Genomic DNA, 21,605 nt, shown 5'->3' on the forward strand with positions numbered 1-21,605 from the left:
TGCGGTTTGCGCGGTCATCCTTGCATTGGCGGACCACCCTGCGGACGGTCGGGAAAAGCCGCGACACTGGCCAATGTTCATGGGAAAGCCCATCCACGCATGGCGTGGATCTACTGCTCCCCCGCCAGACACGTCCCCGGAGATCCACGCCATGCGTGGATAGGCCCCGTACCGCACACGCAAGTAGATCCACGCCATGCGTGGATGGGACGTTCCCCAACCCCGCGTGATTCAGTAGATCCACGCCATGCGTGGATGCGGAGATTACCCGGCGCCCGGCTGATCGTCCGGTTCGCGCGCCAGCAACGTGCCGACGAACAGCGCGGCGAGCAGGACGGTCAGGCCGCCCCAGAACGCGGAATAGAACGCCAGGTGGGTGTTGAGCGGGAACACGGTGACCGCCAGTGCCAGCATGGCCGGGCGTGCACGTTCGCGCGCCGGGGGCGGGGCGAAACGCCATGCCCGCCACGCCTGTGCCACCGCCGCCAGCCACAGCAGCAGCCCCAGCACACCGGTCTCGGCCAGGATCTCCAGCACGATCTGATGGGCGTGCAGCGCGGGCATGGTGCCCCACACCGCCGGTCCTTCATCCGCAACGCAGTGGGGATAGGCATCGCGGAAGCCGCGTGCACCGACACCATTGATCGGGTGTGCTTCGATCATGCAGGCCGCCGCACTCCAGATGCGGGTACGACCGGACAGTGCCTGCTCGACCCCGTCCTCGCCACCGTCCCAGGCCATTGCCGTGCGCGCCACACGCTCACGCAGCTGCGGCACGCTGGCGGCCAGTACGCTCGCCGAGAGAATACCCACCAGCGCGAGCAGGCCCAGCCGCTTCCATCCCAGTTGGCGCACGCCGCTGTAGGCGACCACCAGGCCGAAGGTGATCCATGAGGCACGCGAGCCGGCCAGCAGCAGCACCACGCCCACTGCAGCAGCGGCCAGCAGCCAGCCCGCATTGCCGAAACGGCGCGCCACCGGCAACAACAGGAACGGCGAAAGACTGGCCAGCACCTGGCCGAATTTCAGGTTGCACGGCCCAAGCGCGCCGCTGAGACGGTCGGCCAGCGCGGCTTCTTCAGCCGGGCACAATGCGTGGCCGCTGATGGCCAGCTTGATCTGCTGCAGCGACCAGAACCAGGGGCTGGTGCCTGCCAGTGCCTGCACCAGCGCATCGAGCGTCCACAGGCCGGTGATCACCGCCAACCCACCCAGGGTCAGGCGCCGCCGCTGCGGGGTGGCCACGGCGATCGCCACCAGCCACATGAAAGGCAGATAGCGCAGCCCGGCCGCAGCCTTGGTCCACGACGCCGAAGGGTCCACGGCATCGAAGGCCGAGAACGCCTGCGGCAACCAGTAGCCGAGGAAAAGAATCGATGTCAGTGCCCACGCTGCCGGGCTCAGCAGATGAGGGCGATGCTGCACCCTGCGGATGACCATGCGTGCGGCGGCGTACAACGCCCCCAGGCCCAGCACTGTTTCGGCGATACCCGGCAGCGGCCACAACGCGACGTAGGCCAGCACCCACCAGGGTGCCCAGCGGCCGGCGCGCTCATCGTGCAGGGGCGGCGTGGCGTCAGCCAGCGAGGTCGGCATAAAGGCGGAGGGTATCGCGCTGCATGGCCTGCAGGGTAAACGGGATACGGCCCGGCAGCGATGGCGGCTGTGCCAGCAGGGCCAGCGCACGTTCACCCAGCAGCTGCGCATTGCCCAGCGGCACGGCGCCACTGGGTTGCAGCTGCTGCAGCAGTTCGCCGACCCCACCATGGTTCCAACCCAGCACCGGGCGGCCGACCGACAACGCTTCGACCACGGTGCGACCAAAGGCTTCCGGTTTGTCCGACACCTGCAACACCAGATCGCTGGCGGCGTACGCCTGGGCGATGCGCGCAGTCGGCGTGCTGACGTGCACCGCCCCGGTCACGCCCAGTGCGGCCGCCTGCCTGCGCAGCTCTGCCACATAGGCTTCCCGGCCAGGCTCGTCGGTGCCCAGCATCCACAGCTGCGCCGGCACCCCGGCTTTACGGACATCGGCAAGCAGCTGCAACGCGTGGGCGTGGCCTTTCAACCGGGTGCCGCGCCCCGGTAACAGCAACAGCGGTCCATCGACCTGGGCCAGCCAGGGGTAGTCCGCCGCCAGCGCCAGCCGGGGCCGCCGATCGGCGCGTGCCACACGTGGGAACTGGCTGACATCCACCCCGCGCGGGATCACCTGCAGCCTGTCGTGCGGCACCGTCGGGTAATGCGTGTGCACGTAGTTGCGCACGCTGTTGGACACACAGATCACGCGTTCGCCGCTGGTCATCACCGCGCTGTAGCGGCTGGGCGAATTCAGCCCATGCACGGTAGTCACCCAATGCGGCCGCTGTGCCGGCTGCATCGCACGGATGGCGTACAGCCCCAGCCACGCCGGCAGGCGCGAACGGGCGTGGACGATGTCGGCGCCCACTTCGGTGAACAGGCGACGCAGGGTAGGCAGATGGCGCAGCGTCAGCAGCGACTTGCGGCCGATATCCAGGGTCAGGTGCTCGGCACCGCTGTCGAGCAGCGGCTGCACCAGGCGACCACCAGCGGACACCACCAGCGCGCGATGGCCGGCAGCGACCAGGGCCGCGGCGATTTCAAGGGTCGAGCGCTCGACACCGCCGGAGTGCAGCGCCGGCAGCAACTGCACCACGGTCAATCGGCGCATCGAGGGGGCAGCCGTTTAGTCGGCCAGCACGAACACGGCGCCGCAGTAAGCACACTGCGCTTGCCCGTTGGGTTCGTCTTCGATCGGCAGGTACACCCGCGGATGCGAGTTCCACAGCGCCATTTCCGGGGTCGGGCAGCTCAGCGGCAGATCGCTGCGGTGCACGGTGTAGCGCTTTTCGGCATTGGCGGGCGCGGTGGCGGTATGGCTCATGGCGGATGTCGATGAACGGATTGCGAGGCCTGCGATTCTAGCATCTGAGCCCGGCAAACACCGTGCGCTGCGTGGCCGCTGCGCGCGGCGGCCCGCTTGCAGCCTTCGCCGGCGCAGCCACGTGCGACCGCCCTGCCCCTCCCGCGCCGCCGTCGCCCTGCCCCCATCGGCGGGAAATCCCAGGCCGGCCAGTCAGTTCCGCGCGGAATCGGTCGTCGTTCGAATTTTCCGCATTTGGATCGAACTAAATGGCACTTGTCAGGGCGCTGCCGGCTGTTGCAGCATCGGCAGCGATCCATTCCTGACCCGATCGCATGGCCCGCCCCCCACCGGACCTGCATCGCCTCCCCGACTGCCCTGCGGCGGACGGGGCGATGCTGTCCGTGGTGTTCGCCGATGCGGGTTCTGCCTGCCGCCTGCCCTACCGGGAGACCCTGCATGACCCTGTCCGATCCACGCCGCGCCCTGCTTCCGCTCGCCCTGGCCCTGGCCTGTGCGACCACTGCGACGCCGGTGCTGGCGCAAGGGCTGCAGACCTCCTTCGAGCCGGGCGAACCGGCACCGGCCAGGTCCGCTGGCGCGCTGTCCGTCGAGGTCGGCAGTGGTCCTGCCGCGCCGTACGCGGCCAAGCGCAACGTCGGCTACAGCGGCCTGCATGCGTTGCATTACAGCGCCAGTGGCGGCCAGGCGCGCCGCGAACTGTTCAAGACCGATCTGCCCATCGACACCGACACCACGCTGTCCTGGCTGGTATTGCCGGAGATCGTCGGCAAGGACACCGTGGCCTCCACCTATGTCTCGCTGGACCTGCTGCTGGACGATGGCAGCCGCGTCTCCGCCAGCGGCGCGCGCGACCAGCACGGCGTAGCGCTGGGCGCACAGGCGCAGGGTGATTCGAAGACGCTGTACCCGCAGCAGTGGGCGCGCAAGGCGGTCAGGCTGGGCGACATGCCGGCGCTGAAGGGCCGCCGCGTGCTGGCCATCGAGCTCGAGGTAGCCAGCGCCAACGGCGCGCCTGTGTCGGGCTGGATCGACGACGTGCGCCTGGACGTGCAGCCACGGCAGGCGCCGCAGCGCGTCTCCGACTGGGTACTGACCACGCGCGGAACCCAGGCCAACGGCACCTTCTCGCGCGGCAACAACTTCCCGGCCACTGCGGTACCGCACGGTTTCAACTTCTGGACGCCGGTGACCGATGCCGGCGCCCTGAACTGGCTGTACCGCTGGAACGAGCAGAACGATGCGAAGAACCGGCCGCAGCTGCAGGCGTTGGCGCTGAGCCACCAGCCCAGCCCGTGGATGGGCGACCGCCAGACCTTCCAGGTGATGCCCTCCGCCACGCGCGGTGTGCCCGAGGCTGATCGCAGCAAGCGGGCGTTGTCCTTCGACCGCACGCAGGAAAACGCGCGCCCGTATCGCTACGACGTGCGCTTCGACAACGGCATCGCCGCGTCCATCGCCCCCACCGACCATGCCGCGCTGTTCCGCTTCGAGTTTCCCGAAGGTGGCGACGCCAACCTGCTGTTCGACAACGTCGATGCCCGCGGCGGACTCACCCTCGATGCCGCCACGCAGACGTTGACCGGCTACACCGATACCCGCAGCGGCCTGTCCAACGGCGCCACCCGCATGTACGTGGTCGCCAGCTTCGACAGGCCGTGGCGCAGCAGCGGCCAGATCGGTACCGGCCGCCCGACCGGCTACATCAAGTTCGACCCAGGCAGCGAGCGCCGGGTGACGATGCGCATCGCCACCTCGCTGATCTCCGTCGAGCAGGCGCGGCACAACCTGGCGCTGGAAATCGCCGCCGCCGATACGCTGGAAAGCGTGGCCGGACGTGCACAGGATGCGTGGGATGCGCGCCTGGCCCGTTTCGACATCGGCAATGCCAGCGACGACCAGAAGACCACGCTGTACTCCAGCCTGTACCGGCTGTACCTGTACCCCAATTCCGGCCACGAGAATGTGGGCACCGCCGCCGCGCCCGAGTGGCGCTATGCCAGCCAGGCCAGCGCCGCCGATGACAACACCGACGGCAGCGCGACGCGCAGTTTCGCACCGGTGCGCGACGGCAAGGTCTTCGTCAACAACGGCTTCTGGGACACGTTCCGCACCACCTGGCCGGCGTATGCGCTGTTCACCCCGGATGATGCCGGGCAGCTGGTACAGGGTTTCATCGAGCAGTACCGCGCCGGTGGCTGGGTCGCGCGCTGGTCCTCGCCGGGCTACGCGGACCTGATGGTCGGCACCAGCTCGGACGTCGCCTTCGCCGATGCGTGGCTGAAGGGCATCGGTGGCTTCGATCCGGAAGAGGCCTACGCCGCAGCGCTGAAGAACGCCACCGTGGTGCCACCGGACCGCCACGTCGGCCGCAAGGGCATGGATCGTTCGACGTTCCGCGGCTATGCCAGCGCCGACGTGCATGAAGGCATGTCGTGGACGATGGAAGGTGCGCTCAATGATTTCGGCATCGCCAACATGGCCGATGCCCTGGCCAAGCGCGCGACGACACCGTCCGCACGCGAACGCTACGCCACCGAGGCCGACTACTTCCGTCACCGCGCCGGCAGCTACGCGACGTTGTTCGATCCGGCCGCCGGCTTCTTCCAGGGCCGCCGGCCCGATGGCAGCTGGCGCCTGCAGGCCAAGGACTACGACCCGCGCGTATGGGGCCACGACTACACCGAATCCAATGGCTGGACGTTCGCCTTCACCGCCGCGCACGACGGCGAGGGCCTGGCCGCGCTGTACGGTGGCCGCGACAAGCTGGCCGCCAAGCTCGACACCTTCTTCGCCACGCCGGAAACCGCCGACGCCGCGTTCGCCGGCTCCTACGGCGGCACCATCCACGAGATGACTGAAGCGCGCGACGTGCGCATGGGCATGTACGCGCACAGCAACCAGCCGGCACACCACATTCCGTGGATGTACCTGTATGCCGGGCAGCCGTGGAAGACCCAGCAGCATGTGCGCGAGATCCTGTCGCGACTGTATGTCGGCAGCGAGATCGGCCAGGGCTACCCGGGCGACGAGGACAACGGCGAAACCTCGGCGTGGTACGTGCTGGCCTCGCTGGGCCTGTATCCGCTGCGGATGGGGGCACCGGAGTACGTGATTGGTTCGCCGGCGTTCCAGCATGCGCGCGTCGAGCTGCAGGGCGGCGCGGTGTTGACCGTCAATGCACCACAGAATTCGTCGGAGAACGTATACGTGCAGTCGCTGAAGATCAACGGCAAGCCGTGGACGAAGACCTGGGTGCCGCACGAAGTGATCGCCAAGGGTGCAACCCTGGACTTCGTGATGGGCCCGCAGCCGTCACGCTGGGGCAGCGGCGTGGATGATGTACCGCGCTCGCTGACCGCCCGTGGCCAGCGCCCGCAGTTGCTGCATGATCTGCTCGGCAATGGCGCGCAGGCGGCACTGGCTGATGGCCGTGCCCTGCCCGCGCTGGTCGACGACGATGCCAACACGGCCGTGCCGCTGGGCGGTGGCGTGACCATCGCACTGAGCCACGTGGGCGATGGCGTACCGACGATGTACACGCTGACCAGCGGTGACGGCACGATCCGTGGCGGTGAGTGGACGCTGGAAGCGCGTGCCGGCAACGGGCGCTGGGTAACGCTGGACCAGCGACGCGGCGAAGATTTCACCTCGGCGCGGCAGACCCGCCCGTTCCGTATCGCCTCGCCCTCACGCTACGCCGAGTACCGTCTGCGCCTGGCTGCGCCGGGGCGCCTGCAGCTGGCCGAGATCGAACTGTTGGCGCCCTCCCCTCTACAATGACGTCCATGCGCCTACGTTTGCTCCCCCTCGCTCTTGCCGCCCTTGTATTTCCCAGCCTCAGCCACGCACAACCGCAGACCCAGGCCTTCGATGGCCAGGTCAGCCGTGACGGGGTGACCCTGTACTACCAGGATGCCACCGGCGCGCTGGCCGCGCCGGTGCGCAAGCGCATCATCGATACGTTCTACTTCGCTTACCTGCGCGAGCGTGCGGACTTCCGCCCGGCCGCGCCCAACGAGGTGCGCATCGTGATCGATCCGGCGTACAACGGCGTCGCCTTCGTCGGCGACAAGGACAAGGCCAGCACGATCACGATCAATCCGGGCTGGCTGGTCCAGCACCCGGATGACATCGATCTGGTCACCCACGAAGCGATGCACATCGTGCAGGGCTACCCCAGCTACGGCGACAAGCGCGTGCCGGGCTGGCTGGTGGAGGGCATCGCCGACTACGCCCGCGATCGCTACGGCATGAACAACGCCGCTGCCGGCTGGGCGTTGCCGGACAAGCTGAGCCAGGGCCAGACGGTGGAAAGCGGCTACCGGGTGACCGGTGCCTTCCTGAAGTGGGCCGAAGCGGCGCACCCGGGGCTGGTGCTGGCACTGGACAAGGATCTGCGCGACGGGCGCTATGCACCGGCGCTGTGGCAGAAGCACACCGGCAAGACCCTGCCGGCGCTGTGGGCGGAGTATGCCAAGCCGCGCTCCCCGGCCCCTGCGCCGCCGCCCGCGCGGCGCGCGAAGCGGCGGTAAGTTCGATGTTGCCGGGGCGATGCCCCGGCCTTCAACGCGACTGCACGAAACCGGCGTACAGCGCGAACAGCTGCTGGAAATACCGCTTGCTCACTCGACTGCGCATGACACTGCTCCGCCCATGGAAAGTTGGTCGGGCCCAGGGTGGGAAGGCCGGTCCGGTCCCTTCCCACGGCCAGGCCGCGTGGGCGTATTGGGCCGCAGCGAGGTTGCAGGGCGATTACCGGGCGGCTGCAGTTCTCCGGTAGCGCCGGGCCATGCCCGACGGAATACAAGAAGCGCCGCGCTGCGCGCTCGCCGGCCAGCGGCCGGCACTACCGTTTCCGCGCTGCTTCTCCGGTAGCGCCGGGCCATGCCCGGCGGAACATGCCCGGCGGAACACAAAAAGCGCCGCGCTGTGCGCTCGCCGGGCATGGCCCGGCGCTACCCGATCCGGTTTCCGCGTTGCGGAAACAGAAACGCGCCCCGTGGGGCGCGTTTCTGCAGATCGCAGCGGAACGAAGGCTTATGCCTTCTTTTCCGCTTCGATCTGCTTGCGGATCTGCGCATCCACCGCGGCGATCGCGGTCATGTTCAGGATCCGGCGCGAGGTCGCGCTGGTGGTCAGGATGTGCACCGGCTTGTTGACGCCCATCAGGATCGGACCGATCGCCACGCCATCGGTGAACACGCGCACCAGGTTGTAGGCGATGTTGGCCGCTTCCAGGTTCGGCAGCACGAACAGGTTGGCACGGCCCTGCAGGGTCGAGCCCGGCAGCAGCTTCTGGCGCAGGGCTTCATCCCATGCGGTGTCGCCCTGCATTTCGCCGTCCACGTTCAGACGCGGATTGCGCTTGAGCAGCAGCTCGCGCACCTGGCGCATCTTCAGCGCATCCTTCGAATCGTGGCTGCCGAAGTTGGAGTGCGACAGCAGTGCCACCTTCGGTTCGACGCCGAACAACTTCATGCGGTAAGCGGCCTGCAGGGTCGCTTCGCACAGCTGCTCTGCGGTCGGGTCTTCCTGCACGTGCGTATCGACGAAGAAGAACACACCCTGCTGGTTGATCACACCGGTCATCGCCGAGGTCGAGGTGACCTTCGATTCCAGCGGCAGCACGCTGCGCACGTAGCCCAGCTTCTTGTGGAAGCGGCCGACGATACCGGTGAGCATCGCATCGGCTTCGCCACGGGCCACCATCACCGCAGCGATCAGGGTCGGCCGCGAACGCATCAGGTTCTTGGCGGCGGCCACGGTGACGCCACGACGGCCGGTCAGGCCGTGGTAGTACTGCCAGTATTCGTTGAAGCGCGGATCGTCATTGATGTTGGTGACTTCAATGTTCTCGCCGATCTTCAGGCGCAGGCCGAGGCGCTCGATGCGCGATTCGATCACGTCAGGGCGACCGATCAGGATCGGATGTGCCAGACCGTCGTCGACCACATTCTGCACCGCCTGCAGCACCACTTCTTCTTCGCCCTCGGCATACACCACGCGCTGCTTGTCGCTGCGCGCGCGGTCGTAGACCGGCTTCATCATCAGGCTGGTGCGGTAGACGAACTGCGACAGCTTCTGCCGGTAGGCTTCCATGTCGGCGATCGGGCGGGCGGCCACGCCCGAATCCATCGCGGCCTGGGCCACGGCGGCCGACAGCTCCACCAGCAGGCGGCGATCGAACGGACGCGGGATCAGGTATTCGCGGCCGAAGCTGGGGGTCTCACCGCCATAGGCCGAACCCATGTCGGTGGCGGCGCGGCGGGCCAGCGCGGCGATCGCGCGCACGCAGGCGATCTTCATTTCCTCGTTGATCGCGGTCGCACCGACGTCCAGCGCACCGCGGAACAGGTACGGGAAGCACAGCACGTTGTTGACCTGGTTCGGATAGTCCGAACGGCCGGTACCGATGATCGCGTCCGGACGCGCAGCACGCACCAGCTCCGGCATGATTTCCGGGGTCGGGTTGGCCAGGGCGAAGATCACCGGGTCCGGCGCCATCGTCTTGACCATCTCGGCGGTCAGGATGCCCGGCGCCGACAGGCCCAGGAAGATGTCCGCGCCGTCGACGATCTCGGCCAGGGTGCGCTTGTCGGTGTCGCGCGCATAGCGCAGCTTTTCCGGGTCCAGGTCGGTACGGCCGGTGTGGATCACGCCTTCGCGGTCGAAGGCCAGGATGTTCTCCGGCTTCAGGCCCAGCTGCACCAGCATGTTCACGCAGGAAATGCCGGCCGCGCCCATGCCCGTGGTCGCCAGCTTCACTTCTTCGATCTTCTTGCCGGTGATCGCCATGGCGTTCAGCACCGCAGCACCGACGATGATCGCCGTACCGTGCTGGTCGTCATGGAACACGGGGATCTTCATGCGCTCGCGCAGCTTGCGCTCGACGATGAAGCACTCCGGTGCCTTGATGTCTTCCAGGTTGATGCCGCCGAAGGTCGGCTCCAGCGAGGCGATGATGTCGACCAGCTTGTCCGGGTCGTTCTCGTCCACTTCGATGTCGAACACATCGATGCCGGCGAACTTCTGGAACAGCACGCCCTTGCCTTCCATCACCGGCTTGCCGGCCAGCGCGCCGATGTTGCCCAGGCCCAGCACCGCGGTGCCGTTGGAGATCACCGCCACCAGGTTGCCGCGGGCGGTCAGCTCGCTGGCCTGCTGCGGATCGGCCTTGATCGCTTCACAGGCGTACGCCACGCCCGGCGAATACGCCAGCGACAGGTCGCGCTGGGTCAGCATGGGCTTGGTAGCGGAAACCTTGATCTTGCCGGGCGGAGACATCCGGTGGTAATCGAGGGCGGCCTGTTTGAAATCTTCGTTGGACATCGATGTGGGTTACATGAATGGGCAGAAGGGACAGGGGATCATACCCCCGTTGGAGCGGTCGGACCTGTCGCTATGCTGTCGCAGTGATGCTGCGACCGCACAATTCCATGGCGTATGCGACGTTACCAGAGCGCAGCTTCGGCGCTGGCGATGACAGCCGTGGGACGCCTCGAAACGCTGCGGGGCCGTGCCACTGTCGTGGCCGGCCCCGCAGTACCACACACCCGGATCAGCCCTTGGCGGGCAGCGCCTCGGCCATCGCCAGCGGCACGGCATCGACCGGCGGCGGCAGTTCGCTTTCGCGACCATCCAGCGCCAGCTTCAGGCGATCGCGGTCCAGCGCACCTTCCCAGCGCGAGACCACCACCGTGGCCACTGCGTTGCCGATGAAGTTGGTCAGCGAGCGGCACTCGCTCATGAAGCGGTCCACGCCCAGGATCAGCGCCATGCCGGCCACCGGCACTTCCGGCACCACCGCCAGGGTGGCGGCCAGGGTGATGAAGCCGGCACCGGTGACGCCGGCAGCGCCCTTGGAGCTGAGCATCGCCACCAGCAGCAGCGCGATCTGGTGGCCCAGGGTCAGTTCGGTGTTGGTGGCCTGGGCGATGAACAGCGCGGCCAGGGTCATGTAGATGTTGGTGCCGTCCAGGTTGAACGAGTAACCGGTGGGGACCACCAGGCCGACCACCGACTTGCTGCAGCCGGCACGTTCCATCTTCTCCATCAGCGACGGCAGCGCCGACTCCGACGACGAGGTGCCCAGCACCAGCAGCAGCTCGGCCTTCAGGTAACGGGCCAGCTTGAACACCGAGAAGCCACACAGGCGGCAGACCACGCCCAGGATCACCGCAACGAACAGGAACGCGGTGAGGTAGAACGAGCCGACCAGCCAGGCCAGGTTGACCAGCGAGCCGACGCCGTACTTGCCGATGGTGAAGGCGATGGCACCGAAGGCACCGATCGGCGCAGCCTTCATCAGGATGTGCACCAGCTTGAACACCGGCGCGACCAGCGCTTCCAGGAAGTTCTGGATCGGCTTGCCCTTCTCGCCCACCGAGGCCAGCGCGATGCCGAACAGCACCGCCACGAACAGCACCTGCAGGATGTTGCCGTCAACGAAGGCGCTGATCAGCGTCTTCGGGATGATGTCCATCAGGAAGCCGACCAGGGTCAGGTCGTGCGACTTCTCGACATAGCTGTGCACCGCGGTCTGGTCCAGCTCGGCCGGGTTGATGTTCATGCCGGCGCCGGGCTGCACCACGTGCGCCACGATCATGCCGACGATCAGCGCCAGCGTGGAGAAGAACAGGAAATACGCCATCGCCTTGGCGAACACCCGGCCCACCGTGCGCAGGTGGGTCATGCCGGCGATGCCGGTGACGATGGTCAGGAAGATCACCGGGGCGATGATCATCTTCACCAGGTTGATGAAGGCATCGCCGAGCGGCTTCATCTTCTCGCCGATCAGCGGCTCGTAGTGGCCGAGGACAGCACCCAGGACGATCGCCACGATCACCTGGAAATACAGTTGGCGGTAGAGCGGCAACGGCTTGCTGGGCACCGGCGCAGCGGTCGGGATGTGCATGGCGGACTCCGGAAGGGGCGTTTTCAGGCACGTACGGCCCCGGAAATGCACGGGAACCGCTACCGTGGAAACTGACCGCACGCCCCGTGACTGCAGGCGCAGGGGTGCGACCAATGGACGCCTTTGTACGCGCCGGGCACGCCAGCGCAGATAACCTATTGGTACTAGCCCCCCGGTTCAGGTGGCTGCGCTGCCTACACTGGCGCCGCACCCCTGATCGCGGGGACGCCGGTGGCCCGACCTGAACGGCCGGGCGCGTCATTGCGAAAGTTCCGGCCATCGCGGCCGTTGTTGTCCTGTCCACACGCAATCCGAGAGAGCCGCACCACCCATGCGCCCGATTCCCACCTTGCTGGCCCTGTCCCTGGCCGCCCTCCCCGCCTTCGCATCCGCTGCGGATTTCGACAACTGGCCGACCAAGTACGCCTTCGGCGACGGCACCGAGCTGGCCGCTACCGCCAACATCGCCTACGACTACAACGACTTCTCGTCCGCCAGCGGCATCGAGGATGACGATGCGGTGCGTCGCAAGGAGTTCGGCGCGACCCTGAAAAAAAAGGGCGTGTACGACGCGATGGTCTACTACGATTTCCAGGCCGATACTTGGCTGGACGTGTTCGTGCGCTTGGAGAGCAAGGCGTTCTTCGGCCGCGATGTCGGCCGCTTCCGCTTCGGCTACATGAAGACCCCGGTCGGCCTGGATGCCAACACCTCCTCGCGCGCCGGCAGCTTCCTGGAAACCGCGCTGCCCGTGCAGGCGTTCTACGCAGGCCGCCGCACCGGCGTGGAATGGGTGCTGGAGCGTCCGCAGTACCTGCTGCAGGCCGGCGCCTATGGCGGCAAGGACCTGCAGGGCGACAACCCCGGCACCACCCAGGCGGTGCGTGCGGTGTGGACGCCGGTGAAGGCACCGGGTGACGTGATCCACCTCGGCCTGGCCTATTCGCAGGAAAATCCGCGCGGTTACCACGATGGCCGCGACGTGCACCACGAAGCCAGCGCGCGCCTGCGGGCCCGTCCGGAAGCCGGCCTGACCGATATCCGCCTGGTCGATTCGGGGGCACTGGTCACCGCCGACCAGATCCGCCGCACCGGCCTGGAAGGCATCTGGATCCGCGGTCCGTTCTCGCTGCAGGCCGAAGCGCTGCAGGCCACCGTCACCCGCAATGATGGCAAGCCCGACTACACCGGCCACGGCCAGTACGCGATGGCCAGCTGGGTGCTGACCGGCGAATCGCGCCCGTACAACGCCGGCGCCGTTGCCAACATCAAGCCGGCGCACGACTACGGTGCGGTGGAACTGGTGGCCCGCTACAGCCGCCTGGACCTGGACGACGGCAGCATCCTCGGTGGCCGCCAGCACGACCTGACCCTGGGCGCGAACTGGTACCTGACCAGCCACTTCAAGTTCCAGGCCAACTACGTGAAGGTCGACGCCAGCCGTCGTGGTGTGCACAGCACCCCGGAGATCTTCGAACTTCGCGCGCAGATGCACTTCTGATCCCTTCCACGCGTCAGATCCCGGCGGGTGTGCATGCCACGCCCGCCGGCCCTGCGTAGACTGCCGCCATGTACTGGCTCAGCCGACACCGCCTGCAGTTGCTGACCGTTCTGGTGATGGTGGCCGGCACCGTGCTGTGCGCCGCCGCCGCAGGCCACTATGCCTGGCGTCGCGCGCTGGGCACCGAAAGCGCGCAGGTGCAGCGCCAGCTGCAGCTGTATGGCCAGGGCCTGCAACAGCGCATCGACCGGTTCGGCACCCTGCCGCAGGTGATGGCGCTGGACCCGGACCTGCTGCAAGCATTGCAGGTGCCGCCCTCGCCCGCCGAGCGGCAACGCCTGAACCTCAAACTGCAGCGCGCCAACCAGGTCACCCGCACCTCGACACTGACCCTGGTCGGCCGCGATGGGGTGGCCGTGGCCGCCAGCAACTGGGACCAGCCGACCAGCAACGTCGGCGAGGATTACAGCTACCGCCCCTACTACCAGCAAGCACTGGCCCATGGCCGTGGTCGCTTCTACGGCATCGGCATGACCACCGGCGTGCCCGGCTATTTCATGTCCGAGGCCATCCTCGATGCCGACAGCCAGCGCATCGGCGTGATCGTGATCAAGATCGAGCTGTCGGCGCTGGAACAGGAATGGTTGAACAGCCCGGACGTGGTGCTGACCAGCGACAACCACGACGTGGTGTTCCTGGCCAACCGCGATGCCTGGCGCTACCGCCTGCTGCGCCCGCTCGGCACGGAGGAACGCCGCGAGATGCGCGCGGCGCGGCAGTACGCCGACCGCTCGCTGCAGCCGCTGCGCGTGCGCACCGAGGACGTGCTGGCCGATGGCGGCCGCATGGTGCGCCTGCTCGACCCGGCACTGCCGCAGGCGATGCTGTGGCAGACCCTGCCGCTGCCCGACGAAGACTGGAGCCTGCACCTGCTGCACGACGCCAGCGCAGCCACCAGCGCCGGCCGCGGCGCGGCAGTGGCCGGCGCCGCCGCTTGGCTGGCGCTGGGTTTCCTGCTGCTGTTCGTGCAGCAACGGCGTCGCCTGTCCAAGCACCGCCAGCGCAGCCGGCGTGAACTGGAAACCCTGCTCAAGCAGCATGCACAGGAACTGCGGACCGCCCAGGACGGCTTGCTGGAAGCCGCGACCGATGCCGACGTTGGCTTGAGCCGCAGCCTCGAACATCTGCCGCAGGGCGTGGTGGTGATCGACAAGGAACAGCGTCTGGTCGCGTGGAATTCGCGCTATCTGGAGCTGTTCCGCTTCCCGGCGGGGCTGGTGCGGGTGGGCCGCCCGATCGAGGAACTGTTCCGCTTCAACGCACGTCGTGGCCTGTTGGGCCCCGGTCCGATCGACGAGGCCATCGAACGCCGTCTGACCCACCTGCGCAGTGGCCGCCCGCACATGCGCGAGAGCGAGAAGGACGACGGCACGGTGCTGGAGATCCGCGGCAACCCGCTGCCCGACGGTGGTTTCGTCACCAGCTATGCCGACATCACCAGCTACAAGAACGCTGCACGCGAGCTGCGTTCGCTGGCCGATGCGCTGGAACACCGCGTGGCCGAACGCACCCAGGATCTGGACGAAGCCCGCCGCGAAGCCGAGCAGGCCAACCGTTACAAGACTCGCTTCGTCGCCTCGGCCGTGCACGACCTGCTGCAGCCGCTGAATGCCGCGCGCATGTTCGTGTCGGTGCTGCGCGGCAAGCTCACCGACCCCGAACAGCAACAGACCAGCGACCATATCGACGCCGCACTGGCCGCGCAGGACGCGATCCTCAACAGCCTGCTGGATATTTCACGGCTGGAGTCGGGGTCGTTACAGGTACAGGTGCGCGCATTCGCGCTTTCTCCATTGCTGGAAACCCTGGCGCGCGAGTTCGGCATCGCCGCACAGAGCCGCGGCCTGCAGCTGGACTGGGTGGACACCCGTGCGGTGATCGTCAGCGACGAAGCACTGCTGCGGCGCATCCTGCAGAACTTCCTGTCCAATGCGCTGCGCTATACGCCACGTGGCCGCGTGCTGATCGGCTGCCGGCGTGCAGGCGACCAGCTGCGCATCGAGGTGCATGACCAGGGACCAGGTATTCCGGAAAGCCTGCAGGGCGAGATCTTCGAAGAATTCCGGCGCCTCAACGACGGCGTGGAGCAGGAACGGGGCGCTGGCCTGGGCCTGGCCATCGTCGAGCGTATCGGCCGACTGCTCGGCCACCGCATCAGCCTGCGTTCCACGCTGGGCAAGGGCAGCGTATTCACCGTGAGCGTGGCACTCGGGCGCGCCGACGAGGTGATTGCGCCGCCGGCGGCGCCGGTCGTCGCGACCGAACCGTCCGATGACAGCCCGCTGCGCGAATGTCGGGTCTGGAGCATCGATGATGACCCCCACGTCTGTGCGGCAACCCGTGCTCTGCTGGAACGCTGGGGCTGCCATGTGGAACTTGCCGATGGCCCCCAGGGGGCACTGGAAATCGCCAGTGCGCTGAACGTGCCGCAGCTGTTGCTGCTGGACGTACGCATGGGGCAATGGCACGGACCGGACCTGTATGAAGCGCTGTGCACGCTGTGGAGGGCGCGGCCACCGGTGATCCTGGTGACCGCTGAGCGCGATGATGCGCTGAAAGTGCATGCTGCCGAGAACGGTTGGGGCTTCCTGCTCAAGCCCGTGCGGCCGCCGGCGCTGCGGGCGTTGATGACGCAGCTGCTGTTGCGGCATCGCGGGTAAGCCAGTCGCACCTGAGCGAGTGCCACAGACTGGCGTCAGACCGATCATCTCCCACATACAGCTACGCCGAAGTATCTGAGAAGCTCGGCGCTGGATACGAGAACAGATTCATGTTCTCTACCGATCCCGAACTGAATTCGATCAGCGGGAACTGATCAGGAAAGCGGAACAACATCCACAACGACGCAGTACATGCGCCAACGTCCCGTCTCTGTCAGCCATCCAATCCAACGCGCGCATCACCTTCCGGCTCCAGTGCCTTCACCAGCACTGCCGCCTGCGTGCGGCTGTGGCATTCAAGCTTCTTCAGGATGGCGGTCACGTGCACCTTCACCGTATTTTCGGCCAAGCCCAGTTCATAGGCGATCTGCTTGTTGAGCAGCCCATCGGCCAGGCACAGCAGCACCCGGAACTGCTGCGGCGTCAGCTGCGCCAGGCGGCTGGCCAGCAGCGCGTCGGCCTCGGAACGCTCGGCCGCCATCGCCGGGAACCACAGGCCACCGTCGAGCACCGCTGCCACCGCTTCACCGATGGTTTCGGCAGGCGCGGACTTGGGAATGAAACCCGCCGCGCCGAACTGCTGCGCGCGGCGGATCACCCGCGGGTGGTCGTTGGAGGACAGGATCACCACCGGAATGTCCGGGTGCGAACCGCGCACGTGCAGCAGCGCGGAGAATCCATGTGCGCCCGGCATGGTCAGGTCCAGCAGCACCAGATCCACATCGGGCTGTGCGTCCAGCGAAGTGGCCAGTGCTTCGGCGCTGGCGACCTCGCGTACCTGCGCCAGCGGCAGACTCTGCCGCAACGACTGCACCACCGCCGAACGCAGCAGCGGATGGTCATCGGCGATCAGGATGGTGTATTCGCTCATGCGGCCATTGTACGGGCAGCGAACTGCCTCCGCCGGGCAGGGCCCGGCGCTACTGGAGCACCAGTACGGGCGCTACCGCCCCGCCGGCTCCACGCTGCTGCGCCATGCATCCAGGAACTGGCGGCGCTTGAGCGCATCCAGGTAGACCAGCAGGCCGGGGCCGAGCTGGATCGGGCGACGGCTGCGGCCAGGGGCATCCCCGCCGCCTGCATCGCTGCGCACGATCGGCATCAGCCGCGCTTCCCTCGCGAGCACCTGCTGGCCGCGCGGCGACAGCAGGTAGTCGAGGAAACGCCGCGCTTCCTGCGGGTGCGCGCCGGTACGCGGAATCACCGCCGTACGCAGTACCACCAGCGTGTAGTCTTCCGGCTCGACGATGGCCAGCGGTGCGCCCGCATCGATACGCGCCTGCGCATAGGAGCCCAGCACGTTGTAGACCAGCGACAACTGGCCGCTGGCCACCTGGTCCAGCAGCACCCCGGTACGCTCTTCGCGCACCACCGCGTTGTCGCCCAGCGCACCGAGCAACGCACCGGCGATGCTGCCGCGCTGGGCGTCCTGGGTCGCCAGCAGGTAGCCCACGCTGCTGCGTTCGATATCGTAGGTGCCAACCTTGCCGCGCAACGGCGCCCCCTCCGCGCGCAGCAGGTCCAGCAGCTGTCGACGCGTGTGCGGCGCTTTCGCGGCCGGCAGCCTGCGGGTGTTGTAGACCATCACCACCGGTTCGTAGCTGATGCCGAAGGCCTCGCCACGCCATTGCGCCCACGCTGGCAGCGCCTGGGTCTGCAGCGAGCGGTGTGGCAACGCGTGGCCGTCGTTGACCAGCTTGGTCTGCAGGTCCATGCCGCTGGAGATCAGCAGGTCCGGCGACGCAGGGCCGCTGCGGTCGCGCAGGTAACGCGCGTACAGGTCCTGGGTGATGATGTCTTCGTACACCACCTCGCTGCCCGGATGCAGCCGCTGGTAGTCGGCGATGACCTCGGCGAAGACCTCGATATCGGTGGTGCCGTGGATGCGCAGCTGTGCGGTGGCGGCACCCTGGGCGGGGAAGCGGCGTACATCGCCCGGCGCAGCGAGGGCCGGCACGGCCAGCAACAGGGCAAAGGCTGCGGCGAACAGGCGGATCATGTGCTGCTCCGGGGCAGGCGGATGGTGGCGACCAGGCCACCCTGCGGTCGATTGCTGAGATCGATCTGGCCGCCATGGCTGTCGACCACCCGCTTGACGATGGCCAGGCCAAGGCCTGCACCGCCGGAGGGTGCGCCCTCGCCGCGCGCGAAACGCTCGAACACGCGTTCGGCATCGGCGGCGGCGATGCCGGTGCCGTGGTCGGCGATGGTCAGCACGGCCTGCCCGCCTTCAGCGGTCAGCGCGATCTGCAAGGGACCATCACCGCCGTACTTCAGCGCGTTGTCGACCAGATTCTTGATGGCCTCGCGCAGCAGCAGCGCGTCGCCATGCACCTGCACCGGCTCGGCCGTCATCGCCAGCTGCACGCGCGGGGCGGGCCCTGCCTGCGGCAGCGCTTCATGCAGGGCCTGGTGCACGGTCTCGGCCAGGTCCACGGTGGCGAAGCGCTGCAGATGTGACCGATGGATCACGCTGGCATCGCTGAGCAGCTGGTTGAGCAGCCGGCTCATGTGGGTGGCGTTGCGCTCGATCGCCTGCAGGCTGCGCCGCATGTCTTCCGGATCGTCGTCGTCCAGCGCCAGCTGTGCCTGCGCACGCAGCGCGGCCAACGGCGTGCGCATCTGGTGCGCGGCCTCGGCCATGAACGCGCGCAGGGTTTCATTGCTGCTGGACAGGCGCTCCATGAAGCGGTTCAGCGCGGCCACCATCTGGTCCATCTCCCGTGGCACGCGCGCATCGAGCGGCTTCAGGTCGGACGGTTCACGGCGTGACAGCTCGCGCTCGACCCGCACCAGCGGCCGGAACGCGCGGTGCACGCCGAACGCCACCAGTGCCAGCAGCAATCCCGACAACACGCCGATGGCCAACAGCGCGCGGGTGACCAGTTCCTGCGCCACCGCTTCGCGCGCGCGCCGGGTCTGCCCCACCTGCACCTGCACCTCGCCCTGCGCGGAGGCCGCGGCAAAGCTGCGGCCGACCACGACGAAACGCACGATCTCGCCGCTGTAGGGCGCATCGAACAACTGCGGTTGCGTGCCCGGCCGCCGCGGCGACGCAGGCAGGTCACCGTAGCCGGTGATCAGGTTGCCGCGGCTGTCGGCGATCCGGTAGAACACGCGGTCTTCCGGCGCCATCGCAAGAAGGTCCAGCGCGGCATACGGAAGGTCCACCTGCCACTGGCCATCGACCAATGCCACCGAATCGGCGATCGACAGGGCCGACGACACCAGCAGATGGTCGTAGGAGCGGTTGGCGGCACGCTGGCCATAGTCGCGTGCAGCGAACAGCAGCGCCACCGCGAACACCGCCAGCAACGCGCCCAGGTACAGCAACAGGGTGCGCCGCAGCGACCCGGGGGCGGCACTTGCGCTGCGCGCGTCAGCCATCGGCATCGGCCGGGCCGTCGCTGGCTTCAAGCAGATAGCCGACACCACGCACCGTGGTGATGCGCAGCGGCGCGCCCGCCAGCTTTCTGCGCAGGCGACCGATGTACAGCTCGATGGCATTCGGCCCGGCTTCGTCATCGAAGCCGAACAGGCCATTGCCGATCTCATCCTTGCCCACCACCTGGCCCAAGCGCCCGACCAGGATCTCCAGCAACCGATACTCGCGGTTGGGCAGCTCGATCGGCTCGCCATCCAGGGTCACCCGGTGCGCAGCGTTGTCGAACTGGAAGCCGCCGATCTGCACCACTTCGCTGGCTTGCCCGCGTGCACGTCGCAGCAGCACGCGGCAGCGCGCTTCGAATTCACGGAAGTCGAATGGCTTGCCGAGGTAGTCGTCAGCACCGACATCGAGTGCCTGCACACGATCTTCGATGCCATCGCGTGCGGTCAGCATCAGCACCGGTGTGCTGTCACCACGCTCGCGCATGCCGGCCAGCACCCGCAGCCCATCCAGTTTCGGCAGGCCGATATCCAGCACCACCAGATCGAAACTCTGGTAACGCAGCACGCTGGCGGCGGCCAGGCCGTCGGCCTGCCAGTCCACCGCGTGACCACTGCGGCGCATGCGACGGATGATCGCATCGGCCAGGTCCGGGTTGTCTTCGACCAGCAGCAGGCGCATGGGCACGACAGTGGGAGGGGAAACGAATGCTACCGCATGGCGCCGCTGCGCTCGCCGGGCTTGGCCCGGCGCTACCGATGCTGACCTGTTCCGCCGGTCATGGATCGGCGCCACCGGGGGCATCGTCGCCGGGTAGCGCCGGGCCATGCCCGGCGAGCGCAGCGGAGACCATTTACGCTGCACCGCACAAACCGCTGACAGGACGATGACAGCTTGCGCGACACAGACTGCGGCCGCGCACCGTCCGGTGCCCACGATTGCCGCGCGCCTGGCGTGCACCTGGGAGGGTTTGTGGAATTGAGCATTGCCTGGCGGCGTCCTGCCGCCATGATGGCCCTGGCTGCGCTGGCCGCGCCGGCCTTCGCCGAAGACGAACGTCCAGTGACCGCCACTGTGGGCGGCCGCCTGCACCTGGACTTCGCCACCTTCGACAACGACAACCGGGGTACGCCGAACAAGGACGACACCGAGATCCGCCGCGCCTGGGTTGACGTGTCCGGCAAGTTCTTCGTGGTCGACTACAAGCTGGAAGCTGATTTCTCCGGCGACCGGGTCGAGGCCAAGGACGTCTACCTGAGCCGCAGCTTCGGCGATGCCGGCCGCCTCACCGTGGGCCAGTTCAAGCAGTATTTCTCGCTGGACGACCGCACCGGTTCCAACTACGGCAGCTTCCTGGAGCGCGGCAACGCCGGCACCACGCTGGCGCCGCTGTACCGGCTGGGCGCCTCGTGGCAGGCCAACCCGGGCGATTTCACCTGGGCGGCCAGCGTGTACAGCCTGGAGAGCATCGATGCCTGGCAGGTCAAGGGCCGCGCTGCGGGTGGACGCGTCACCTGGGCGCCGTCACCCAGCGAGGGCGACGTGCTGCACCTGGGCCTGTCGCTGGCCCGCGAGGCCTACGACAACCCGGGCGGCAACGGCACCCCGGGCCTGAAGATCCGTCCGCGTCCGGCCGGCCATCTGTCCGACGAAAGCCGCCTGACCCTGGTCGACTTCTCCGCTGGCCGCGATACCGACGTCAACAAGTGGTCGCTGGAATATGCGCAGGTGCGCGGCCCGCTGTCATGGCAGGGCGAGTTCAGCGGTGCCACCTTCGATGATGGTGCCCAGCGCGGCGACGTGATGGCCGCCTACGGCATGCTCAGCTGGTTCGTTACCGGCGAAAGCCGCGCCTACGACCGCAGGACCGGTCGCTTCGCCCGGGTCAAGAACATCCGCCACAAGGCCGGTGCCTTCGAAGTGGCCCTGCGCTACGACCAGATGTGGGGCGCGCAGCACCTCGATGGTGCCCCGGACCTGCGCCGTGGCAGTACCGAAGGCTGGACGCTGGGCGGCAACTGGTACCTGCGCGACAACCTGCGCTTCATGCTCAACGTGATCGAAAGCCGCAACCGCGACCGCCTCGCCGGTACCACGGTGGATCGCACGCGCGCGGTCACCGGGCGCCTGCAGGTCGACTTCTGACGCGTTTTCCCCGGGCACGCACGCTCGGG

14 protein-coding genes are annotated in these 21,605 nt (G+C 67.7%); 5 read left to right on the forward strand and 9 right to left on the reverse strand.

The annotated features are described in order from the left end of the window. Window positions 1-264: 264 nt before the first annotated feature. From ACUXVE_RS06775 to ACUXVE_RS06785, 3 genes are read right to left on the reverse strand one after another with little or no spacing between them, the layout of a single operon-like run. Entirely contained in the window at window positions 265-1,596 is a 1,332-nt protein-coding gene (locus tag ACUXVE_RS06775) for an O-antigen ligase family protein (RefSeq protein ID WP_445514065.1), read from the reverse strand. Then, window positions 1,577-2,692, reverse strand: coding sequence for a glycosyltransferase (locus ACUXVE_RS06780; protein WP_445514066.1), 1,116 nt, complete (start codon window positions 2,690-2,692; stop codon window positions 1,577-1,579). The genes ACUXVE_RS06775 and ACUXVE_RS06780 overlap by 20 nt, the downstream gene beginning before the upstream one ends. 15 nt (window positions 2,693-2,707) lie before the next feature. Continuing rightward, window positions 2,708-2,905, reverse strand: coding sequence for a zinc-finger domain-containing protein (locus tag ACUXVE_RS06785; protein WP_025874129.1), 198 nt, complete (start codon window positions 2,903-2,905; stop codon window positions 2,708-2,710). A gap of 438 nt (window positions 2,906-3,343) precedes the next feature. Here ACUXVE_RS06785 and ACUXVE_RS06790 point away from each other — a divergent pair, with 438 nt between their 5' ends. After that, entirely contained in the window at window positions 3,344-6,688 is a 3,345-nt protein-coding gene (locus tag ACUXVE_RS06790) for a GH92 family glycosyl hydrolase (protein ID WP_445514067.1), read from the forward strand. Continuing rightward, a complete protein-coding gene (locus ACUXVE_RS06795) occupies window positions 6,685-7,440 on the forward strand; it encodes a basic secretory protein-like protein (protein WP_032951610.1) in 756 nt (251 codons plus the stop codon). Before ACUXVE_RS06790 ends, ACUXVE_RS06795 begins: the two co-directional genes overlap by 4 nt. A 505-nt stretch (window positions 7,441-7,945) precedes the next feature. Here the strand turns inward: ACUXVE_RS06795 and ACUXVE_RS06800 are convergent. Then, complete coding sequence (locus ACUXVE_RS06800; RefSeq protein WP_093817969.1) at window positions 7,946-10,237, reverse strand: NADP-dependent malic enzyme; 2,292 nt, start codon at window positions 10,235-10,237, stop codon at window positions 7,946-7,948. Window positions 10,238-10,466: 229 nt separating this feature from the next. Beyond that, window positions 10,467-11,822, reverse strand: a complete 1,356-nt coding sequence (locus tag ACUXVE_RS06805) for a dicarboxylate/amino acid:cation symporter (RefSeq protein ID WP_049466649.1) — start codon at window positions 11,820-11,822, stop codon at window positions 10,467-10,469. Window positions 11,823-12,153: 331 nt separating this feature from the next. Between ACUXVE_RS06805 and ACUXVE_RS06810 the strand changes: the two genes are divergently transcribed. Continuing rightward, window positions 12,154-13,323 carry an OprO/OprP family phosphate-selective porin gene (locus ACUXVE_RS06810; RefSeq protein WP_093817970.1) on the forward strand — a complete coding sequence of 390 codons (1,170 nt, stop codon included), beginning with the start codon at window positions 12,154-12,156 and terminating at the stop codon, window positions 13,321-13,323. Between the two features lie 68 nt (window positions 13,324-13,391). Beyond that, the gene (locus ACUXVE_RS06815) at window positions 13,392-16,043 is read left to right on the forward strand and encodes a hybrid sensor histidine kinase/response regulator (protein WP_445514068.1); all 2,652 of its coding nucleotides are present in this window, start codon (window positions 13,392-13,394) and stop codon (window positions 16,041-16,043) included. Window positions 16,044-16,257: 214 nt separating this feature from the next. Here the strand turns inward: ACUXVE_RS06815 and ACUXVE_RS06820 are convergent, their stop codons facing one another. The 4 genes from ACUXVE_RS06820 to ACUXVE_RS06835 all read right to left on the reverse strand — a co-directional run bounded on the left by ACUXVE_RS06820 (window position 16,258) and on the right by ACUXVE_RS06835 (window position 20,112). Beyond that, complete coding sequence (locus ACUXVE_RS06820) at window positions 16,258-16,914, reverse strand: response regulator (RefSeq protein ID WP_033831979.1); 657 nt, start codon at window positions 16,912-16,914, stop codon at window positions 16,258-16,260. A 72-nt stretch (window positions 16,915-16,986) separates the two neighbouring features. Continuing rightward, window positions 16,987-18,042 (reverse strand): ABC transporter substrate-binding protein, encoded by a 1,056-nt coding sequence (locus tag ACUXVE_RS06825; protein ID WP_309911349.1) that lies wholly within the window; start codon window positions 18,040-18,042, stop codon window positions 16,987-16,989. Beyond that, window positions 18,039-19,430, reverse strand: coding sequence for a sensor histidine kinase (locus ACUXVE_RS06830; protein WP_032975453.1), 1,392 nt, complete (start codon window positions 19,428-19,430; stop codon window positions 18,039-18,041). Before ACUXVE_RS06830 ends, ACUXVE_RS06825 begins: the two co-directional genes overlap by 4 nt. Further along, window positions 19,423-20,112, reverse strand: coding sequence for a response regulator transcription factor (locus ACUXVE_RS06835; protein WP_025874118.1), 690 nt, complete (start codon window positions 20,110-20,112; stop codon window positions 19,423-19,425). Before ACUXVE_RS06835 ends, ACUXVE_RS06830 begins: the two co-directional genes overlap by 8 nt. 327 nt (window positions 20,113-20,439) lie before the next feature. Here ACUXVE_RS06835 and ACUXVE_RS06840 point away from each other — a divergent pair, with 327 nt between their 5' ends. Continuing rightward, on the forward strand, window positions 20,440-21,576 hold the full coding sequence (locus ACUXVE_RS06840; protein ID WP_445514105.1) for an OprO/OprP family phosphate-selective porin: 1,137 nt from the start codon (window positions 20,440-20,442) through the stop codon (window positions 21,574-21,576). The last annotated feature ends 29 nt before the right edge of the window (window positions 21,577-21,605 follow it).

The sequence above is a fragment of the Stenotrophomonas sp. 3(2025) genome (assembly GCF_052665395.1).